The organism is Mycolicibacterium madagascariense (genome assembly GCF_010729665.1).
Classification (GTDB): Bacteria; Actinomycetota; Actinomycetes; order Mycobacteriales; family Mycobacteriaceae; genus Mycobacterium; species Mycobacterium madagascariense.
On record NZ_AP022610.1, the window covers coordinates 2,655,369 to 2,674,292 of the forward strand.

21 protein-coding genes are annotated in these 18,924 nt (G+C 70.7%); 18 read left to right on the forward strand and 3 right to left on the reverse strand.

Annotation, left to right across the window (positions count from 1 at the left end; all coding sequences use genetic code 11):
• The first annotated feature begins 3 nt into the window (after nucleotides 1-3).
• The 4 genes from G6N60_RS12515 to G6N60_RS12530 all read left to right on the forward strand — a co-directional run bounded on the left by G6N60_RS12515 (nucleotide 4) and on the right by G6N60_RS12530 (nucleotide 4,310).
• Nucleotides 4-897, forward strand: a complete 894-nt coding sequence (locus tag G6N60_RS12515; protein ID WP_163743869.1) for a transglutaminase family protein — start codon at nucleotides 4-6, stop codon at nucleotides 895-897.
• A complete protein-coding gene (locus G6N60_RS12520; protein WP_163737314.1) occupies nucleotides 890-1,951 on the forward strand; it encodes a zinc-binding metallopeptidase family protein in 1,062 nt (353 codons plus the stop codon). The genes G6N60_RS12515 and G6N60_RS12520 overlap by 8 nt, the downstream gene beginning before the upstream one ends.
• An 86-nt stretch (nucleotides 1,952-2,037) precedes the next feature.
• Nucleotides 2,038-2,874: a DUF3097 domain-containing protein gene (locus G6N60_RS12525; protein WP_163737316.1), complete on the forward strand. Its 837-nt coding sequence runs from the start codon at nucleotides 2,038-2,040 to the stop codon at nucleotides 2,872-2,874.
• Between the two features lie 104 nt (nucleotides 2,875-2,978).
• The gene (locus G6N60_RS12530; RefSeq protein ID WP_163737319.1) at nucleotides 2,979-4,310 is read left to right on the forward strand and encodes a replication-associated recombination protein A; all 1,332 of its coding nucleotides are present in this window, start codon (nucleotides 2,979-2,981) and stop codon (nucleotides 4,308-4,310) included.
• Nucleotides 4,311-4,397: 87 nt separating this feature from the next.
• Here G6N60_RS12530 and G6N60_RS12535 read toward each other — a convergent pair whose 3' ends face one another.
• The gene (locus tag G6N60_RS12535; protein ID WP_163737322.1) at nucleotides 4,398-4,685 is read right to left on the reverse strand and encodes a GlsB/YeaQ/YmgE family stress response membrane protein; all 288 of its coding nucleotides are present in this window, start codon (nucleotides 4,683-4,685) and stop codon (nucleotides 4,398-4,400) included.
• A gap of 121 nt (nucleotides 4,686-4,806) precedes the next feature.
• Between G6N60_RS12535 and G6N60_RS12540 the strand changes: the two genes are divergently transcribed.
• The 10 genes from G6N60_RS12540 (at nucleotide 4,807) to aroQ (ending at nucleotide 14,400) form a co-directional block, all read left to right on the forward strand.
• Nucleotides 4,807-5,208: a secondary thiamine-phosphate synthase enzyme YjbQ gene (locus G6N60_RS12540; RefSeq protein WP_163737324.1), complete on the forward strand. Its 402-nt coding sequence runs from the start codon at nucleotides 4,807-4,809 to the stop codon at nucleotides 5,206-5,208.
• 98 nt (nucleotides 5,209-5,306) lie between these two features.
• Nucleotides 5,307-8,006 carry an alanine--tRNA ligase gene (gene alaS, locus G6N60_RS12545; protein WP_163737327.1) on the forward strand — a complete coding sequence of 900 codons (2,700 nt, stop codon included), beginning with the start codon at nucleotides 5,307-5,309 and terminating at the stop codon, nucleotides 8,004-8,006.
• 5 nt (nucleotides 8,007-8,011) lie between these two features.
• Entirely contained in the window at nucleotides 8,012-8,527 is a 516-nt protein-coding gene (ruvX, locus tag G6N60_RS12550; protein ID WP_163737330.1) for a Holliday junction resolvase RuvX, read from the forward strand.
• Nucleotides 8,520-9,773 carry an endolytic transglycosylase MltG gene (locus G6N60_RS12555; protein ID WP_163737333.1) on the forward strand — a complete coding sequence of 418 codons (1,254 nt, stop codon included), beginning with the start codon at nucleotides 8,520-8,522 and terminating at the stop codon, nucleotides 9,771-9,773. Before ruvX ends, G6N60_RS12555 begins: the two co-directional genes overlap by 8 nt.
• Nucleotides 9,770-10,564 carry a shikimate dehydrogenase gene (locus G6N60_RS12560; protein ID WP_163737336.1) on the forward strand — a complete coding sequence of 265 codons (795 nt, stop codon included), beginning with the start codon at nucleotides 9,770-9,772 and terminating at the stop codon, nucleotides 10,562-10,564. The genes G6N60_RS12555 and G6N60_RS12560 overlap by 4 nt, the downstream gene beginning before the upstream one ends.
• A gap of 9 nt (nucleotides 10,565-10,573) precedes the next feature.
• Nucleotides 10,574-10,999 (forward strand): A24 family peptidase, encoded by a 426-nt coding sequence (locus G6N60_RS12565; protein ID WP_163737339.1) that lies wholly within the window; start codon nucleotides 10,574-10,576, stop codon nucleotides 10,997-10,999.
• Between the two features lie 57 nt (nucleotides 11,000-11,056).
• A complete protein-coding gene (gene aroC / locus G6N60_RS12570; protein ID WP_163737342.1) occupies nucleotides 11,057-12,253 on the forward strand; it encodes a chorismate synthase in 1,197 nt (398 codons plus the stop codon).
• Nucleotides 12,253-12,897: a shikimate kinase gene (locus G6N60_RS12575; protein ID WP_163737347.1), complete on the forward strand. Its 645-nt coding sequence runs from the start codon at nucleotides 12,253-12,255 to the stop codon at nucleotides 12,895-12,897. Before aroC ends, G6N60_RS12575 begins: the two co-directional genes overlap by 1 nt.
• Entirely contained in the window at nucleotides 12,890-13,969 is a 1,080-nt protein-coding gene (aroB, locus tag G6N60_RS12580) for a 3-dehydroquinate synthase (RefSeq protein ID WP_163737349.1), read from the forward strand. Before G6N60_RS12575 ends, aroB begins: the two co-directional genes overlap by 8 nt.
• The gene (gene aroQ / locus G6N60_RS12585; protein WP_163737353.1) at nucleotides 13,966-14,400 is read left to right on the forward strand and encodes a type II 3-dehydroquinate dehydratase; all 435 of its coding nucleotides are present in this window, start codon (nucleotides 13,966-13,968) and stop codon (nucleotides 14,398-14,400) included. The genes aroB and aroQ overlap by 4 nt, the downstream gene beginning before the upstream one ends.
• Here aroQ and G6N60_RS12590 read toward each other — a convergent pair.
• Nucleotides 14,397-15,038 (reverse strand): B-4DMT family transporter, encoded by a 642-nt coding sequence (locus G6N60_RS12590; protein ID WP_170312558.1) that lies wholly within the window; start codon nucleotides 15,036-15,038, stop codon nucleotides 14,397-14,399. The genes aroQ and G6N60_RS12590 overlap by 4 nt on opposite strands.
• 33 nt (nucleotides 15,039-15,071) lie before the next feature.
• On the opposite strand from G6N60_RS12590, the gene G6N60_RS12595 reads away from it, so the two are divergent.
• The 4 genes from G6N60_RS12595 to G6N60_RS12610 all read left to right on the forward strand — a co-directional run bounded on the left by G6N60_RS12595 (nucleotide 15,072) and on the right by G6N60_RS12610 (nucleotide 17,646).
• The gene (locus tag G6N60_RS12595; RefSeq protein WP_163737355.1) at nucleotides 15,072-16,163 is read left to right on the forward strand and encodes an aminopeptidase P family protein; all 1,092 of its coding nucleotides are present in this window, start codon (nucleotides 15,072-15,074) and stop codon (nucleotides 16,161-16,163) included.
• 21 nt (nucleotides 16,164-16,184) lie between these two features.
• A complete protein-coding gene (gene efp / locus G6N60_RS12600) occupies nucleotides 16,185-16,748 on the forward strand; it encodes an elongation factor P (RefSeq protein WP_163737358.1) in 564 nt (187 codons plus the stop codon).
• A gap of 27 nt (nucleotides 16,749-16,775) precedes the next feature.
• Entirely contained in the window at nucleotides 16,776-17,255 is a 480-nt protein-coding gene (nusB, locus tag G6N60_RS12605) for a transcription antitermination factor NusB (protein WP_163737361.1), read from the forward strand.
• A gap of 85 nt (nucleotides 17,256-17,340) precedes the next feature.
• Nucleotides 17,341-17,646 carry an SDR family NAD(P)-dependent oxidoreductase gene (locus G6N60_RS12610; RefSeq protein ID WP_163737364.1) on the forward strand — a complete coding sequence of 102 codons (306 nt, stop codon included), beginning with the start codon at nucleotides 17,341-17,343 and terminating at the stop codon, nucleotides 17,644-17,646.
• On the opposite strand, the gene G6N60_RS12615 is transcribed toward G6N60_RS12610, so the two are convergent.
• Nucleotides 17,643-18,851 carry a serine hydrolase domain-containing protein gene (locus G6N60_RS12615; protein WP_163737367.1) on the reverse strand — a complete coding sequence of 403 codons (1,209 nt, stop codon included), beginning with the start codon at nucleotides 18,849-18,851 and terminating at the stop codon, nucleotides 17,643-17,645. The genes G6N60_RS12610 and G6N60_RS12615 overlap by 4 nt on opposite strands.
• Between the last annotated feature and the right edge of the window lie 73 nt (nucleotides 18,852-18,924).

The following is an 18,924-nucleotide window of genomic DNA, read 5'->3' on the forward strand; positions in this document are numbered from 1 at the left end:
GGCATGCGGTCCTACGAGATCACCCACCGGACCACCTACCGCTACTCCGACGACGTCACCAGCTCCTATGGCCGCGGCTTCCTCGTGCCGCGCAACTCCGCCAGGCAGAGGTGTCTGTCCCACGAGCTGGTGATCTCGCCGGAGGCGGCGGACAGCTCGACGAGCCGCGACGGCTACGGCAACGTCAGCTCCTACTTCCACGTCGTGGAACGGCACAGGGAGCTCGTCATCACCAGCCATTCGATCGTCGAGGTCGACCCGCCGCCGCCGAGCCGGTACGCCAGCGGGTCCGCGCTGGCGCCGTGGGAGATCTCGCGGCCCGTCGGCACCGACGGCGCGCTCGCCGTCGAGTTCACCCTCGACCTGCAGCCACCGGAGATCACCGACGCGCTGCGCGACTACGCGGCGCCCAGCTTCGCGCCGGAACGTCCGCTCATCGAGGTGCTGCGCGACCTGAACCGCCGCATCCATCACGACTTCACCTACCGGTCCGGCTCGACGACGGTGTCGACGCAGGTGAGCGAGGTTTTGGCGGCAGGCGAGGGGGTATGCCAGGATTTCGCGCGGCTGGCGATCGCCTGCCTGCGTGCCAACGGTCTTGCCGCGAGCTACGTCTCGGGCTACCTCGCGACGGACCCACCTCCTGGAAGGGAACGCATGGTCGGGGTTGACGCGACACACGCCTGGGCATCGGTGTGGACGCCGCAGAATCAGTGGTTCGGTTTCGATCCCACCAACGACGCGCTCGTCGACGAGCGGTACGTCGTCGTCGGTTTCGGGCGCGACTACGCCGACGTCCCCCCGCTGCGCGGCATCATCTACACCGACTCCGAGAGCAGCACCATCGACGTCTCCGTCGACGTCGCGCCGCTGCGAGGCGGTCTGATCCGTGCGTGACTTCATCTGCCCCAACTGCGGCCAGCACCTGGCGTTCGAGAACTCGGTGTGCCTGAGCTGCAAGAGCAAACTCGGGTTCTCCCTCGAGGCGATGGCGTTCCTGGTGATCGCCGAGGGCGCCGAGAGCGAACACGGCGGCGCCGTCGACGCCAGCGAATACCAGTTGTGCGCCAATCTGCATGCGGCCGAATGCAATTGGCTGGTCAAGGTTGCGCCCGTGCGGCAGCTGTGCGTGTCGTGCGCGCTGACGCGGACGCGGCCCAACGACGCGGACAAGACGGCCATGGCGGCCTTCGCGGTCGCGGAGATGGCGAAGCGCCGGCTGATCGTCGAGCTCGTCGACCTCAAGCTGCCGATCGTGGGCCGCGACGAGGACCCCGACTTCGGGTTGGCCTTCGACCTGCTCTCCAGTGAGAACGAGAAGGTCTTCACCGGCCACGAGAACGGTGTCATCACCCTCGACCTCGCCGAGGGCGACGACGTCCACCGCGAACAGCTGCGGGTCGCGATGTCCGAGCCGTACCGCACCCTGCTCGGCCACTTCCGGCACGAGATCGGGCATTACTACTACTACCGTCTCGTCGGCGCCGCCCCCGCGTACCAGGAGCGCGCGCAGGAGCTGTTCGGCGACGCCGAGGCCGACTACCAGGCGGCGCTGGACCGGCACTACAGCGAGGGTGCGCCCCCCGGCTGGGAGCGCGACTACGTGTCCTCCTACGCCACGATGCATCCCGCCGAGGACTGGGCCGAGACGTTCGCCCACTACCTGCACATCCGCGACACCCTCGACACCGCGGCGGCGTTCAGCTTCGCCCCGGCGGCAGCGACCTTCGAGCGAAGGAACCTGGGGCCCAGCGGATTCGACTCCATCATCGAGATGTGGCTGCCGCTGTCCTGGGCGCTCAACATGGTCAACAGGTCGATGGGCCACGACGACCTGTATCCGTTCGTGCTGCCCACCAAGGTGCTGGAGAAGATGCGGTTCATCCACACCGTCATCGACGAGGTCACCTCCGACCCGGCGAAACTCGCGGCGGCCAGCGGCAGCGGCTAGGGACGTCGACGCCGTCGGGTCACCGATCGGTCACGGACCCGGCGCGGCGGTGGAGTCCGGCGCCCGGCGTTCCTAGGCTCGTCGGCGTGAAAGATCGCTACGGCTCCGACGTCCTCGCCCGAGACCCCCACGCCGCCAGGCGCGTTCGTTCCACCGAGCTGGTCGCCGACCTCGGCCTCGTCGTCGAGGACGTGCAGACCGGATACGTCGGGGCGATCGTGCGGGTCGAATACGGCCGCATGGAGCTCGAGGACTTCGACGGTCACCGCCGCCCGTTCCCGGTCGGCCCCGGCTACCTGGTGGACGGCAAGCCGGTGATCCTCACACCGCCGAAGGCGAAGGCGCCGAGGGCCGCGACGCGCACCGCCTCGGGATCGGTCGCCGTCACGGGTGCGCGCGCCAGGACGGCACGCGCGAGCCGCATCTACGTCGAGGGCCGCCACGACGCCGAGCTCGTCGAGCAGGTGTGGGGCGCCGACCTCCGCATCGAAGGCGTCGTCGTCGAATACCTCGGCGGCATCGACGATCTCGCGGCGATCGTGGCCGACTTCGATCCTGGGCCGAAGCGTCGGCTCGGCGTCCTCGTCGACCATCTGGTCACCGGGTCCAAGGAGTCGCGGATCGCCGATGCGGTCGCCAAGGGGCCCGGCGGTGCGCACACCCTCGTGGTGGGTCATCCCTTCGTCGACGTCTGGCAGGCGGTGAAGCCCGAACGCCTCGGGCTCGCGCAGTGGCCGGTCATTCCGCGCACCGTCGAATGGAAGCATGGCATCTGCGCCGCGCTCGGCTGGCCGCACGCCGACCAGGCCGACATCGCCAGGGCGTGGCAACGCATTCGACGCACGGTGCGCGACTGGAACGACCTCGAGCCCGCGCTCATCGGTCGCGTCGAGGAGTTGATCGACTTCGTCACGACGGGTTAGCCCTCGACTCTGCGGCCAGGGCGCGAAAGTGCGAGAAGCCGTGGACCATCGCCGCCCTGCGCGCAGAGTCGAGGAACGCCGCCGCCGCGTGGTATGCCTGTCGCGTGGCCGATGGTCTGTTCGACATGACTCCGGAACCGGGTGACGGCGCAGGCATTCCCGGCGGCGGTCCGTCGTCACCGCTGGCCGTCCGGATGCGCCCGGCAAGCCTGGACGAAGTCGTCGGGCAGGACCACCTCTTGCGCGACGGGTCGCCGCTGCGTCGCCTCGTCGACGGTTCCGGCGCGGCCTCGGTCATCCTCTACGGCCCGCCCGGCACCGGAAAGACGACGCTGGCCTCACTCATCTCGCAGGCGACCGGCCGCCGGTTCGAGGCGCTCTCGGCGCTGTCCGCGGGGGTCAAGGACGTCCGCGCCGTGATCGACGTGGCGCGTCGGGCGGCGGTGCACGGCAAGCAGACCGTGCTGTTCATCGACGAGGTGCACCGGTTCTCCAAGACCCAGCAGGACGCGCTCCTCGCGGCCGTGGAGAACCGCGTCGTCCTGCTGGTCGCGGCGACCACGGAGAACCCGTCGTTCTCGGTCGTCGCGCCGCTGCTGTCGCGGTCGCTGATCCTGCAGCTGCAACCGCTCGGCGCTGATGCGGTGCGCACGGTCGTCGAGCGCGCGATCGCCGACCCGCGCGGGCTCGACGGCGCGGTCACCGTCGACCCCGACGCCGTCGAGCTGCTGGTGCAACTCGCCGCCGGCGATGCCCGGCGGGCGCTGACCGCGCTGGAGGTCGCGGCCGAGGCGGGTGAGCACGTCACCGTCGGGGTGATCGAGCAGTCGCTGGACAAGGCGGCGGTGCGCTACGACCGCGACGGCGACCAGCACTACGACGTCGTCAGCGCGTTCATCAAGTCCGTCCGCGGTTCCGACGTCGACGCCGCCCTGCACTACCTGGCCCGCATGCTGACCGCGGGGGAGGACCCCAGGTTCATCGCCCGCCGCCTCGTCATCCTGGCGAGCGAGGACGTCGGCATGGCCGACCCGACGGCGTTGCCGACGGCGGTGGCCGCCGCCCAGACCGTGCAACTCATCGGCATGCCGGAGGGGCAGCTGACGCTGGCCCACGCGACGGTGCACCTGGCGACCGCGCCGAAGTCCAACGCGGTGACGACCGCCCTGGGCGCCGCCATGGCGGACATCAGGGCGGGCAAGGCGGGTCTGGTGCCGCCGCATCTGCGCGACGGGCACTACTCGGGGGCGGCGGCGCTGGGCAACGCGCAGGGCTACTCCTATCCGCACGACGATCCCGACGGCATCGTGGCCCAGCAGTACGCGCCCGACGAACTCGTCGGCGTCGACTACTACCGGCCGACGACCCACGGGGCGGAGCGAGAGGTAGCCGGCCGGCTGGACCGGTTGCGGGCGATCGTGCGCAGGAAGCGCTAGCCCCCCACGACGAGACTGCGGGCAGATCGCGATCTCGACGAGAAAGGCGATCTGCCCGCAGTCTGGGGGCGTGCGGTGGGGCTGCGGCTAGCGGCGCAGCGCTCCGGTCCTGCGGCGTCCGGTCACGCCCGCGACGAGAGCGACGCCGAGCGCGGCCACGACGACCTGGACGAGCAATTCCATCCAGTCGACGCCCTTGGTGGCGGTGGGGATGTGCAGCTGGTGGGCCAGCCACGTGCCGATGAAGGCCGAGACGATGCCGACCAGGATCGTCAGGAGCGCACCGATCGGCTGCTTGCCGGGCACGAGGAGGCGCCCGAGCAGGCCGATGATGGCGCCGACGATGATGGCGGTGATGATGCCGGTGGGAGTCATTGCCGTGTCTCTTTTCATCCGAGGTGGGAGATGCATTCGAGCTGCGATGGCAATACCCACGCGGCCGTCAATTAAACGCCGCCGAAAGTGGTTGCGGGCGTTCGCGACGTACCCTCGTCGGATGAACTCCGAGCTCATCGACGTGGACACCTCTCGACGCCGCACGGTGGATCTCACCGACGCCGTGCGCGAGTTCTGCGCCTCCCGCGGGGACGGGTTGTGCAACGTCTTCGTGCCGCACGCCACGGCGGGGGTGGCGATCCTCGAGACGGGCGCCGGATCCGACGCCGACTTCGTCGACGCCCTGGAGCGCCTGCTGCCGCGCGACGACCGTTACCGGCACGCGCACGGGTCGCCCGGGCATGGCGCCGACCACGTCCTGCCCGGCCTGGTGGCCCCCTCGGTCAGCATCCCGGTGATGGCCGGCGAGCCGCTGCTCGGCACCTGGCAGAGCGTCGTGTTGGTCGACCTGAACAGGGACAACCCCCGGCGGTCGGTGCGCATCAGCTTCCTCGACGGGTGACACCGCGCCGATGCGGCGCCAGCGGGACGGGCCGGTACTGTTATGCGGTCGAGAAAGCACCCGACGCGACCCGCGACACCACCTAAGGACGACAGCACGTGCAAACACACGAGATCAGGAAGCGCTTCCTCGATCACTTCGTGACGGCGGGCCACGCCGAGGTGCCCAGCGCATCGGTCATCCTCGACGACCCGAACCTGCTGTTCGTCAACGCGGGCATGGTCCAGTTCGTCCCCTACTTCCTGGGCCAGCAGAAGCCGCCGTGGGACCGCGCGACCAGCGTGCAGAAGTGCATTCGCACCCCGGACATCGACGAAGTCGGCATCACCACCCGGCACAACACCTTCTTCCAGATGGCGGGCAACTTCTCCTTCGGCGACTACTTCAAGAAGGGCGCCATCGAGTTCGCCTGGACGCTGCTGACCAACCCGCAGGATCAGGGCGGCTATGGCTTCGATCCCGAAAAGCTTTGGGCGACGGTCTATCTCGACGACGACGAGGCCATCACGCTGTGGCAGGAGGTGGCCGGGCTGCCGCTGGAGCGCATCCAGCGCCGCGGCATGGCCGACAACTACTGGTCGATGGGCATCCCCGGACCCTGCGGCCCGTCCTCGGAGATCTACGTCGACCGCGGTCCGGAGTACGGCGTCGACGGCGGGCCCGAGGCCAACGAGGACCGCTACATCGAGATCTGGAACCTCGTCTTCATGCAGAACGAACGGGGTGAGGGCACCGGCAAGTCCGACTTCGAGATCCTCGGCCCGCTGCCCCGGCAGAACATCGACACCGGCATGGGCGTCGAGCGGGTGGCCTGCCTGCTGCAGGGCGTCGACAACGTCTACGAGACCGACCTGATGCGCCCCGTCATCGACCTGGTCGCAGGCATCGCGCCGCGCGGCTACGGCGTCGGCAATCATGCTGACGACGTCCGCTACCGCATCATCGCCGACCACAGCCGCACCGCGGCGATCATCATCGGCGATGGCGTCAGCCCCGGCAACGACGGCCGCGGTTACGTGCTACGCCGGCTGCTGCGCCGCGTCATCCGCTCGGCCAAGCTGCTGGGCATCGACACGCCCATCGTCGGTGACCTGATGGCCAGCGTTCGCGACTCGATGGCGCCGTCCTACCCCGAGCTGGCGACGGACTTCGACCGGATCAACCGCATCGCGGTCGCCGAGGAGACGGCGTTCAACCGGACGCTCGCCTCGGGCTCGCGCCTGTTCGACGATGCGGCCAACGCCACCAAGGCATCTGGGGCGTCGGTGCTGTCGGGCACCGACGCGTTCACCCTGCACGACACCTACGGCTTCCCCATCGAGCTCACCCTCGAGATGGCCGCGGAGACCGGCCTGACCGTCGACGAGGAGGGCTTCCGCGGCCTGATGGCCGAGCAGCGCCAGCGGGCCAAGGCCGACGCCGCGGCGCGCAAGCACGCCCACGCCGATCTGTCCGCCTACCGCGAGCTGGTCGACGCGGGCCCCACGGAGTTCACCGGGTTCGACGAATTGACCTCCGAGGCAACGATTCTCGGGATCTTCGTCGACGGCAAGCGGGTACCCGTCGTGGCGCACGACGCCGGCATCTCCGCGGAGCGCGTCGAGCTGGTGCTGGACCGCACCCCCCTCTACGCGGAGTCCGGTGGCCAGATCGCCGACGTCGGCGCCATCACCGGCACCGGGTCCAGCGGCGCGGCGCGGGCGGCCGTCACCGACGTCCAGAAGATCGCCAAGACGCTGTTCGTGCACCGCGTCACCGTCGAGTCCGGTGAGTTCGTCGAGGGCGACACCGTCGTCGCGGCGGTCGATCCCACCTGGCGCCACGGCGCCACCCAGGGCCACTCCGGGACGCACATGGTGCACGCCGCACTGCGACAGGTGCTAGGCCCCAACGCCGTTCAGGCCGGCTCGCTGAACCGTCCCGGATACCTGAGGTTCGACTTCAACTGGCAGGGCGCGCTCAGCGACGCGCAGCGCGAGCAGATCGAAGTGGTCACCAACGAGGCCGTGCAGGCCGACTACGCGGTGAACACCATGTACACCAAGCTCGAGAAGGCCAAGGCGATGGGCGCGATGGCGCTCTTCGGCGAGGCCTACCCGGAGGACGTCCGGTTGGTGGAGATCGGCGGGCCGTTCTCGCTGGAGCTGTGCGGTGGTACGCACGTGCACAACTCGGCGCAGATCGGCCCGGTGACCCTCCTCGGCGAATCCTCGGTCGGCTCGGGCGTGCGCCGCGTCGAGGCGTACGTCGGCCTCGACTCGTTCAAGTACCTGGCCAAGGAACGTGCGCTGCTCGCCGGCCTCGCGTCGTCGCTCAAGGTGCCCTCCGACGAGGTGCCCGCCCGGGTGGCGAACCTGGTGGAGCGGCTCAGGGTCGCCGAGAAGGAACTGGACCGCTCGCGGCTGGCGAACGCGCGCGCCGCCGCGGCGAATGCCGCCGCCGGGGCCGAGCTGGTCGGTAGGGTCCGTGTCGTGGCGCAGCGCATGGCGGGGGGAGTCTCGGCCGGAGACCTCCGCAGCCTGGTGGGTGACGTCAAGGGCAAGCTCGGGTCCGAACCCGGCGTCGTCGCGCTCGTCGCCGACCCGGTCGAGGGCAGCGACGCGGTGCCCTACGTCGTCGCGGTCAACCCGGCGGCGCAGGATCTCGGCTTCAGCGCCAACGATCTGGTGAAGGTGCTCGGCGCGACGCTGCACGGACGGGGCGGGGGCAAGGCCGATCTCGCTCAGGGGTCCGGCAGCGGGGCGGCCCACGTCGACGCCGCACTGTCGGCGTTGCTGGCCGAGATTGCCAAGGGCTGACCCGGTTGTCCGCTACCGACGACCGTCAGCCGGACCGGCCCGGCGGAGACGATCCCGGGCGCGGTCGTCGGCTCGGTGTCGACGTCGGCAGCGTGCGCATCGGCGTGGCGACGAGTGACCCCGACGGCATTCTCGCCACCCCCGTCGAGACGGTGGCCAGAGATCGAAAGAGCGTCAACGGCAAGCACATTCGGCGCCTAGCGCAGATCGCCGGCGAGCTGGACGTCGTCGAGGTGGTGGTCGGCCTGCCGAGGACCCTGGCCGACCGGACCGGTCCCTCCGCCATCGACGCCATCGCCGTCGCCGACGCACTGTCCGCGCGCCTGGCTCCCGTCCCGGTGCGACTCGCCGACGAACGGTTGACCACGGTGACCGCGCAACGTTCGCTGCGCGAGGCGGGGGTGCGGGCGAGGGGACAGCGCGCGATGGTGGACCAGGTCGCCGCGGTCGGGATCCTGCAGACGTGGCTCGATCGGCGCCGGGCTGCGCTGGCCGACACCGGCGGAGCGGCCGATGGCTGAGAACTGGGGTCGTGAGCGCACCGAACCGGAGGCGGTCGGGCTGCCGCGCCGGACCATGAGCCGCACGCAGCGGGCCCGCGCCAGGCGCAACCGCCGCCGACGTCGCAACCTCACCATCCTGTCGGTGCTGGCGCTCGTCGTGGTGGTGGTGGGCGCGGTGTTCCTCGGCTCGCGCATGCTGCACGGCATGTTCGGCAACCCGAATGACTACGACGGCGACGGGGTCAAGGACGTCGTCGTCCAGGTGCACAGTGGCGACTCGACGACGGCCATCGGCGACACGCTGAAGAACGGCGGCGTGGTCGCCACGGCCCAGGCCTTCGTCGCCGCGGCCGCGGGCAACTCGGCGATCTCGCAGATTCAGCCCGGCTTCTACCGCGTCCGCACCGAGATCTCGGCGGCCAACGCCGTGTCCCGGCTCGCCGACCCGCAGAACCGCGTTGGCAAGCTGGTGATCCCGGAGGGCCGACAGCTCGACGACATCGCCGACGTCAAGACCAACGCGGTCACGAAGGGCATCTTCTCGCTGATCGCCGACGCGACGTGCGTCGACCTCGACGACCACCGCCAGTGCGGCGTCACCGCGGCCGAACTCAAGGCGGCGGCAGGCGCGGCCGACGCACGGGCGCTCGCCGTCCCGACGTGGGCGCTGGGTCCGGTCACCGCGCTCGGCGCCGACCATCGGCGCCTCGAGGGTCTGATCGCCCCCGGCACCTGGAACGTCGACCCGTCGGCGCCGGCGCAGGACATCCTCTCCACGCTCATCGGCGCCAGTGCCACGCAGTACGAGCAGAACGGCCTGTTGACCACGGGCAACGTCGAGAACCTGTCGCCCTACCAGGTGCTGGTGGTCGCCTCGCTGGTCCAGCGCGAATCCAAGCCGCAGGACTTCGGCAAGGTGAGCAGGGTCATCTACAACCGGCTCGTCGCACCCGATCACCGCAAGCTGGAGTTCGACTCCACGGTCAACTACTCCCTGGACCGCCAGGAGGTCGCGACCACCGACGCCGACCGTGGCCGCGACACCCCGTGGAATACCTATTTGCGCGAAGGGCTTCCGGCGACACCGATCTGCTCGCCCGGTCAGCCCGCGATGGTGGCCGCGGAGAATCCCGAGCCGGGGGACTGGCTGTTCTTCGTCACCGTCGACATGCAGGGCACGACGCTGTTCACCCGGGACTATCAGCAGCACCTGGCCAACATCGATCTGGCCAGGAAAAACGGTGTGCTCGACAGCGCACGATGACGCTCCGCAAAGCCGCGGTCCTCGGTTCGCCCATCGCGCATTCGAGGTCGCCCCAGCTGCATCTCGCGGCCTACCGCGCACTGGGGCTCACCGACTGGACCTATGAGCGCATCGAGTGCCAGGCCGCCGCACTGCCCACGCTGGTACGCGGTTTGGGGCCCGAGTGGGTCGGACTGTCGGTGACGATGCCCGGCAAGTTCGCCGCCCTGCAGGTCGCCGACGAGCGGACCACCAGGGCCGAGCAGGTGGGGTCGGCGAACACCCTGGTGCGGACGCCGACGGGCTGGCTGGCCGACAACACCGACGTCGACGGGGTGACGGGTGCGCTCGCCTCGGTCGTGACCGCCGGGGACGACGCGGCGGTGCTGGGCGCCGGCGGTACCGCCCCCGCCGCGCTCGCCGGGCTGGCCGAGCTGGGCGTGCGGGACGTCTGCGTCGTCGCCCGAGACGCGGCGAAGGCCGCGCCGCTGCTGGCGCTGGGCACGCGCCTGGGCGTCGGCACGCGGTTCGTCGAATTGGGCACGCCGGTGCCGCGCGTCGCCGTCGTCGTCAGCACGCTGCCGGCCGACGTGGCGGCCCGACACGTCGAAACCCTCACCGCCGCACCGGTTCTGCTCGACGCGATCTACGATCCCTGGCCGACGCCGCTCGCCGACGCGGTCGTCGCCGCGGGTGGCCGGGTGATCGGCGGTCTGCAGATGCTGCTGAACCAGGCCTTCTCGCAGGTCGAGCTGTTCACGGGGTGCCCGGCGCCCAAAGAGGTGATGAGCGCGGCGCTGGCCGGCACCTAGACTCCGGCCATGGCTGCGGCACTGGCATGCGCGCTGTGCTGGCTGGCCGCCCTCACCGTCTTCGACGTCAGGCACCGGCGGCTGCCCAATGCGCTGACCCTGCCGGGCGCGCTGGCGGTGCTCATCATCGCCGCGAGTGTCGGACGCGGTGGCGAAGCGTTGCTCGGAGCCCTCGCGCTGACCGCCGCCTACCTCGTCGTACACCTCGCCGCGCCGACCGCCATGGGCGCCGGGGACGTCAAGCTGGCACTCGGAGTCGGCGGACTGACGGGCGCCTTCGGGGTGGAGGTCTGGCTGCTGGCCGCGGTCGCGGCGCCGCTGCTGACGGCGCTATGGGGCATCGCGACGTGCCGGTGGCGCGGCCCGGTCGCGCACGGCCCGTCGATGTGCGCGGCAACCGTCGCCGCGGTCGCCCTGGCCGTCGCCGCGCCCTAGCGTGGCCGCGCCCGACGGATTACGTCAGGTGGAGGGCCGCATGGGAAGATGGGACGCGTGTTGCGATGGACCACAGCTGGTGAATCCCACGGTCGCGCCCTGGTGGCCATGCTCGAGGGCATGGTGGCCGGCGTCGAGATCACCTCTGCCGACATCGCCGACCAGTTGCGGCGCCGGCGGCTCGGCTACGGCCGGGGCGCCAGGATGAAGTTCGAGGCCGACGAGGTCACCGTGCTGGCGGGGGTGCGCCACGGCGTCACCCTCGGCGGTCCCATCGCCATCGAGATCGGCAACACCGAGTGGCCCAAGTGGGAGACGGTGATGGCCGCCGACCCGGTCGACCCGGCCGAACTGGACGGCGCCCGCAACGCCCCCCTGACCCGACCCCGACCGGGCCACGCCGACTACGCCGGCATGCTCAAGTACGACTTCGACGACGCGAGGCCGGTGCTCGAGCGGGCCAGTGCCCGCGAGACCGCGGCCCGGGTCGCGGCGGGGACCGTCGCCAGGGAGTTCCTGCGCCAGGCGCTCGGCGTCGAGGTGCTCTCCCACGTCATCTCGATCGGGGCCTCCGCGCCCTACGACGGCCCGCCGCCGGGCCCGGGTGATCTGGCCCGCATCGACGACAGCCCGGTGCGCGCCTTCGACGCGCACACCGAGCAGCTCATGATCGACGAGATCGAGGCCGCCAAGAAGGACGGCGACACCCTCGGCGGGATCGTCGAGGTCGTCGTCGACGGCCTTCCCATCGGCCTGGGCTCCTTCACCAGCGGTGACAACCGGCTGGACAGCCAGCTCGCGGCCGCGGTCATGGGCATCCAGGCCATCAAGGGCGTGGAGATCGGCGACGGGTTCGAGACCGCGCGCCGCCGCGGTAGCGTCGCCCACGACGAGATCTACCCCGGCCCGGACGGCGTCGTGCGCTCGACCAATCGCGCCGGCGGTCTGGAAGGCGGCATGACCAACGGTCAGGCGCTGCGCGTGCGCGCCGCGATGAAGCCGATCTCGACGGTGCCGCGGGCGCTGGCGACCGTCGACATGAGCACCGGTGCCGAGGCCGTCGCCATCCACCAGCGCTCGGACGTCTGTGCCGTGCCCGCCGCGGGCGTGGTCGTCGAGACCATGGTGGCGCTGGTGCTGGCGCGCGCAGCGCTGGAGAAGTTCGGCGGCGACTCCCTCGGTGAGACGAAGGCCAACGTCGAGGGCTACCTGGCGGGCATCGCGAAGCGTTCCGGCGGGCAGGCGTCGGGCTGATGGCGCCGCGGGCCGTGCTGGTGGGGATGCCCGGATCGGGCAAGTCCACCATCGGGCGGCGCCTGGCCAAGGCTCTCGGCGTGCCGCTCCTGGACACCGACGCCAAGATCGTCGAGACCACGGGCCGCACCATCGCCGACATCTTCGTCGACGGTGAGGCGGAGTTCCGCCGCATCGAGGCCGAGGTGGTGCGCGCGGCCCTCGCCGAACACGACGGCGTGGTGTCCCTCGGCGGCGGCGCCATCACCACCCCCGAGGTGCGCGAGGCGCTGGCCGGTCACACCGTCGTCTACCTGGAAATCTCTGCCGCCGAAGGCATTCGGCGCACCTCGGGCAACACCACCCGGCCCCTGCTCGCCGGCGGCGATCCCGGGGAGCGCTATCGCGAGCTGATGACGCAGCGCGTTCCGCTCTACCGGAAGGTGGCGACGGTGCGCATCAACACCAACCGCCGCAATCCCGGTGCCGTGGTGCGCCACATCGTCGCGCGGCTGGAGAACGGCAGCGCCGACCGGCACGCGGCGCGGCGCCGTCGGCGTCCGGCGTGGCGCCGGGGGCCCACCATCCTCAACCCAGCACCCACCACGGCCGCGCCGCCGAGCCCGGCGACGCTGGCCCGGCGAGCGGAGGCCCGCAATGACTGAACCCGTCACCGTCGACGTCCTCGTCGACCGGCCCTATCCGGTGGTCATCGGGCGGGGTCTGCTCGACGACCTGGGCCGCGTGCTCGACGGCCGTCACCGCGTGGCCATTCTGCACCAGCCGGTGCTCAACCAGACCGCCGAGGCGATCCGAAGTCACCTGGCGGACAAGGGAATCGACGCCCACCGCATCGAGATCCCGGATGCCGAGGCCGGCAAGGAACTGCCCGTCGTCGGCTTCATCTGGGACGTGTTGGGCCGCATCGGAATCGGTCGGCAGGACGCCGTGGTGAGTCTGGGCGGGGGAGCGGCCACCGACGTCGCCGGGTTCGCCGCCGCCACCTGGCTGCGCGGCGTCGACGTCGTGCACGTGCCGACGACGCTGCTCGGCATGGTGGACGCCGCGGTCGGCGGCAAGACCGGCATCAACACCGACGCCGGCAAGAACCTCGTCGGCGCGTTCCACCAGCCGTTGGCCGTGTTCGTCGACCTCGCCACGCTGGAGTCGTTGCCGCGCAACGAGATCGTGGCGGGCATGGCCGAGATCGTGAAGGCGGGCTTCATCGCCGACCCGATGATCCTGGACATGATCGAGGCCGACCCGCAGGCCGCGCTGGATCCCACCGGTGCGGTGCTGCCCGAACTGATCCGGCGCGCCGTCGTCGTCAAGGCCGAGGTCGTCGCCGCCGACGAGAAGGAATCGCAGCTGCGCGAGATCCTCAACTACGGCCACACGCTCGCCCACGCCATCGAGCGCCGCGAGCGCTACCGCTGGCGCCACGGCGCGGCGGTGTCGGTGGGCCTGGTCTTCGCCGCCGAACTGGGCAGGCTGGCCGGACGTCTCGACGACGAGACCGCCGACCGGCACCGCAGCGTCCTCACCTCACTCGGGCTGCCGGTGAGCTACGACGCCGACGCGCTGCCCCAGCTGCTCGAGTACATGGCCGGAGACAAGAAGACCCGCTCCGGCGTGCTGCGGTTCGTGGTGCTCGACGGGCTGGCCAAGCCGGCCCGGCTGGAGGGCCCCGATCCGGCGCTGCTGATGGCCGCCTACTCGGAGATCGGAACGCGATGAGCACCACCGTCAACGTCCTCAACGGCCCCAACCTCGGTCGGCTCGGCAAACGTCAGCCCGAGGTGTACGGGAGCACCACCCACGACGACCTCGTGACGCTCATCGAGCGGGAGGCCAAGGAGCTGGGGTTGTCGGTGGTGGTGCGCCAGACCGACAGCGAGGCGGAGCTGCTGGGGTGGGTGCACGATGCCGCCGACGCCAAGGAGCCGGTGGTGCTGAACGCGGGCGCGCTGACCCACACGTCGGTCGCCCTGCGCGATGCCTGCGCCGAACTGACCGCGCCGTTGATCGAGGTGCACATCTCGAACGTCCATGTGCGCGAAGAGTTTCGGCACCACTCGTATCTGAGTGGAGTGGCGACCGGCGTGATCGTCGGGCTCGGCGTGCAGGGCTACCTGCTGGCGCTGCGCTACCTCGCCGGCGGCGGCTAGGACTGCTCGCGACCCCGGTCGGTCGCGGGCTCCGAGCCGGCCGATTCGGCCTCGCGGGGCTGGGTCGGCGTCGAGGTGAAGGACTCGCTGCGGACGGCCTCGGCGCCCTCCGCGGACTCCGAACGCTCGTCCTCGGTGCGGTCCCGGCCGCCGACGGCGGCGAACACGTCGGTGTCGGCCCGCTCGTCGTCCTCCGCGCCGCGGCGCTGCACGGGCGGGGCCTTGCGGTCGACCAGCGCGCGACCCAGCGCGACACCGGCCAGGGCGAAGATGAACATCAGGAGCGCGGTGAACGCCGCGAACGTCGTCACCTCGTTGAGCAGGCCCTGGGCGTAGAGGTTCTCGTAGAACAGCGAGATGAACCACGCGACGAAGCCGCTGACGATGCCGGCGAACAGACCGCCGAGCAGCCACGTCATCGCGAGGTCTCCGCGCCGGTCCGGATCGGGATTGGCGCGGGCGTCGGCGCGGCCGTCGGTCAGGCCCCACACGAACGCCGCGATGGCGAACACCGCCACGAGCACGATGCTGACCACGAGGGCGCCGCTCTCCCAGAGGTTGATCAACGCCCCCTGCAGCAGCCGGACGATGACCATCAGCACCGCGAACACCAGTCCGCGCAGCAACCACTTGCTCATGGGGGCACAGCGTAGCGAGTACCGTCATGCGCTGTGACGATTTCCCAGCGTAGAGCGCGCCTGCGTCGCAGACTCGTCGCGGCCGGGCTCGACGCCCTCCTGATAACGGACCTGGTCAACGTGCGTTATCTCGTCGGTTTCACCGGCTCGAACGCCGCACTGCTGATTCGCGCCGACGACGACACACCGGTGCTCGCGACCGACAGTCGGTACCTGACCCAGGCCGCGCAGCAGTCGCCCGACGCCGAGCTCCTCATTGAACGCGCCTGCGGGCCGCACCTGGCGGCCACCGCGGCCGCCGTCGGGGTCCGGCGCCTGGGGTTCGAGAGCCACGTCGTGACGGTCGACGGTCACGCCCGTCTGGTGGCGGCCGCCGAGGGCGTCGAGCTGGTCGCCGCACCCGGGCTGGTGGAGGCGCTGCGCGAGGTCAAGGATGCCGGTGAGATCGCCCTGCTGCGGCTGGCGTGCGAGGCCGCCGACGCCGCACTGGCCGACCTGGTCGCCGCAGGCGGACTGCGGCCGGGCCGGACCGAGCGGGAGGTCGGCCGCGACCTGGAGTCCAGGATGCTCGACCACGGCGCGGACGGGGTGTCGTTCGAGACGATCGTGGCCGCCGGCGCCCATTCCGCGATACCGCATCACCGCCCGACCGACGCCGTGCTCGCCGCCGGGGACTTCGTCAAGATCGACTTCGGGGCGCTGGTCGCGGGATACCACTCCGACATGACGCGCACGTTCGTGCTGTCGCCCATCGCCGACTGGCAGCGCGACGTCTACGACCTGGTCGCGACCGCCCAGCGGCTGGGCCGCGAAGCCCTCGCACCGGGGGTGTCGCTGTCCGGGGTGGACGGGGCGTCGCGCCAGGTCATCGCTGATGCGGGCCTGGCCGAGAACTTCGGGCACGGCCTTGGGCACGGGGTCGGTCTGCAGATCCACGAAGCGCCGGGGATCAGCGCGTCCTCCGCCGGTACACTGCTTGCTGGCTCTGCGGTGACCGTGGAGCCCGGTGTCTATCTGCCCGGCCGCGGCGGTGTCCGTATCGAGGACACGCTGGTCGTCGGCAGTGACGATGCACCCGCACCCGAGTTGCTGACCCGGTTCCCGAAGGAACTGGCGATTCTCTAGAACGCTAGGAGTAGTACCCCCGTGGCATCGACCGCCGACTTCAAGAATGGGCTCGTCCTGCAGATCGACGGCCAACTGTGGCAGATCACCGAATTCCAGCACGTCAAGCCGGGCAAGGGCCCCGCGTTCGTGCGCACCAAGCTCAAGAACGTGCTGTCCGGCAAGGTCGTCGACAAGACCTACAACGCCGGGGTGAAGGTGGAGACCGCCACCGTCGACCGCCGCGACACCACCTACCTGTACCGCGACGGCAGCGACTTCGTGTTCATGGACGCCGAGGACTACGAGCAGCATGCGCTGCCCGAGTCGCTCGTCGGCGATGCGGCGAACTTCCTGCTCGAGGGCATGCCGGTCCAGGTGGCGTTCCACGACGGGGCGCCGCTCTACATCGAGCTTCCCGTCACCGTCGAATTGCTCGTCGCCAGCACCGAACCGGGCCTGCAGGGCGATCGCTCAAGCGCGGGCACCAAGCCCGCCACCATGGAGACGGGCGCGCAGATCAACGTGCCGCTGTTCATCAACACCGGCGACAAACTGAAGGTGGACTCTCGCGACGGGAGTTACCTCGGTCGCGTCAATGCCTGAACGTGCCGGGGCGAGCGGAGCGACGGGATGAGTGACCGTCGCGGCGACCGGGGCCGCCACCAGGCCCGCAAGCGGGCCGTCGACCTGCTGTTCGAGGCCGAGGCGCGCGGGCTGACCCCCGCCGAGGTGGCCGACGGCCGATCGACGTTGGCGCAGGGCGACTCCGAGGTGTCGACCCTCAACCCGTACACGGTCACCGTTGCGCGCGGCGTCACCGAGCACGCCGCCCATGTCGACGACCTGATCTCCACCCATCTGCAGGGGTGGACGCTGGACCGCCTGCCCGCCGTCGACCGTGCGGTGCTGCGGGTTGCGGTGTGGGAGTTGCTCTACGCCGAGGACGTCCCCGAACCCGTCGCCGTCGACGAGGCCGTGGAACTGGCCAAGAGTCTGTCGACCGACGAGTCGCCGGGCTTCGTCAACGGCGTGCTCGGTCAGGTCATGCTGGTGACGCCGCAGATCCGCGCGGCCGCGGCCGCCGTCCGGGGCACGGGCGAGGACGTCTGACCCAGGGACCGTCGGGTCGCGCATTCTTCGCCGTTCGAAAGGCTGCGCACATCGGGCACCAAGGTGACCGGCGTTGACTGTGGTCATGAACCACGGAACCGCTTCCAGCGCAGGCAATGTCGTCATCGTGCTCGACGGGGACACCGAGGCGGGCCAGTCGCTCGCCCGGCGCCTGCTCGCCGAGGGACGCCGCGTCGCCGTCGTGGTGCGGCATGCCGCCGACGGGGTCGCGGTGCTGCACGGGCAGTCCTACGACCGCGTCATGGTGATCGCCGCCGACGCCGACGACCGCGCGCAGTGGAGCCGCGTCACCGAGCGCGTGCGGGACCGGTTCGGGCGCATCGACACCGTGGTGCGGGCGCAGGACGCGGCTCTGCGCCTGCCGGCCTAGAGATCGAGCGCCTGATACGTCCGACGGACGAACCGGGGCTGCGCGGCCTGCAACTTCGCCAGCGACGTGTTGCCCGCCACCGCCGCGGCGGCCGCGTCCGAGCTGAGGTCGGGCAGATTCTGGATGAGGTAGAGCATGACGAGGTCGGCCGACGGGTCGGCCTGCCACCAGGTGCCGTAGGCGCCGGGCCAGCTGAACGTGCCGAGTCCGCCGGGGCCGTACAGCTGACGCGACTGCGCCGGTTCAGTCACCACCGACAGGTTCAGGCCGAAGCCGCGACCCCGCCAGAACGGCATGCCCAGGAAGGGGAACGTCTTCTGCTCGGGGGTCAGCCGGTCGGTGCGCATCAGCCGCACCGATTCCTCGGACAGCACCCGCACGCCGTCGAGCGTGCCACCGGCGAGCAGCATCCTGGCGAAGGCGAGGTAGTCGTCGGCGGTCGACCACAGCCCGGCCCCGCCCGTGCAGAACGTCGGCAGCGTCACCGGGGCGGGACCCATCACGTCGTCGCGCAGCGTGCCGGTCTCGTCGATCTGATACATCGTCGCCGTGCGTCGGCGACCCTCCTGGCTCACCGCGAAACCGGTGTCGGACATGCCCAGTGGGCCGAGCACGCGCTGCGCCAGCACGTCGGCCAGCGGTTGGCCCGCGATCCTGGACAGCGCGATGCCCAGGACGTCGGTCGAGTGGCTGTAGGTCAGCCGCTCGCCGGGCTGATGGGCCAGCGGTAACTTCGCCACGTCGGCCAGCCACTGGTCCTGGTCCTGGCGGAATCTCAGCGCGCCGTACGCGCGGCTCAGCGGTTGGCCCACCGAGAACGCGTACGCCAACCCGCTGCGGTGGGTCATCAGATCGTCGAACGTGATCGGCCTGCGCAGCGGCACGGTGGCGTCCAGCGGCCCCGACGGGTCGGCCAGGACGCGGACGTCGGCCAGCTCGGGCAGCCACCGCGTGACCGGATCGGTCAGCGCGAACGCGCCCTCCTCGACCATCGACATCGCCGCGGCCACGGTCACCGGCTTGGTCATCGACGCGATCCGGAAGATCGTGTCGCGCTGCATCGGCAGGCCGGCGTGGACGTCGCGGTGGCCGAGTTCGTTGACCTGCAGGACTTTGCCGTCCTGCCACACCATCGTCACCGCGCCCGCCAGCAGGCCCGCGTCGATGGCCTCGCGAATGGACGCCTGATTGCCGTCGAGGTTCACCGGGCCAGCCTAGTCAGCGCGGTCGACGACCGACGCGGGGTGCTAAGCTGCCGCGGAAGTTTCGACGTCCTTT

Coding starts and splice junctions, on each gene's coding strand:
- G6N60_RS12560 (WP_163737336.1), top strand. CDS start 9,770: ATGACGCTCCGCAAAGCCGCGGTCCTCGGTTCGCCCATCGCGCATTCG.
- G6N60_RS12535 (WP_163737322.1), bottom strand. CDS start 4,685: ATGACTCCCACCGGCATCATCACCGCCATCATCGTCGGCGCCATCATC.
- aroQ (WP_163737353.1), top strand. CDS start 13,966: ATGAGCACCACCGTCAACGTCCTCAACGGCCCCAACCTCGGTCGGCTC.
- G6N60_RS12610 (WP_163737364.1), top strand. CDS start 17,341: ATGAACCACGGAACCGCTTCCAGCGCAGGCAATGTCGTCATCGTGCTC.
- G6N60_RS12575 (WP_163737347.1), top strand. CDS start 12,253: ATGGCGCCGCGGGCCGTGCTGGTGGGGATGCCCGGATCGGGCAAGTCC.
- G6N60_RS12540 (WP_163737324.1), top strand. CDS start 4,807: ATGAACTCCGAGCTCATCGACGTGGACACCTCTCGACGCCGCACGGTG.
- G6N60_RS12515 (WP_163743869.1), top strand. CDS start 4: ATGCGGTCCTACGAGATCACCCACCGGACCACCTACCGCTACTCCGAC.
- nusB (WP_163737361.1), top strand. CDS start 16,776: ATGAGTGACCGTCGCGGCGACCGGGGCCGCCACCAGGCCCGCAAGCGG.
- aroB (WP_163737349.1), top strand. CDS start 12,890: ATGACTGAACCCGTCACCGTCGACGTCCTCGTCGACCGGCCCTATCCG.
- G6N60_RS12565 (WP_163737339.1), top strand. CDS start 10,574: ATGGCTGCGGCACTGGCATGCGCGCTGTGCTGGCTGGCCGCCCTCACC.
- G6N60_RS12590 (WP_170312558.1), bottom strand. CDS start 15,038: ATGAGCAAGTGGTTGCTGCGCGGACTGGTGTTCGCGGTGCTGATGGTC.
- G6N60_RS12555 (WP_163737333.1), top strand. CDS start 8,520: ATGGCTGAGAACTGGGGTCGTGAGCGCACCGAACCGGAGGCGGTCGGG.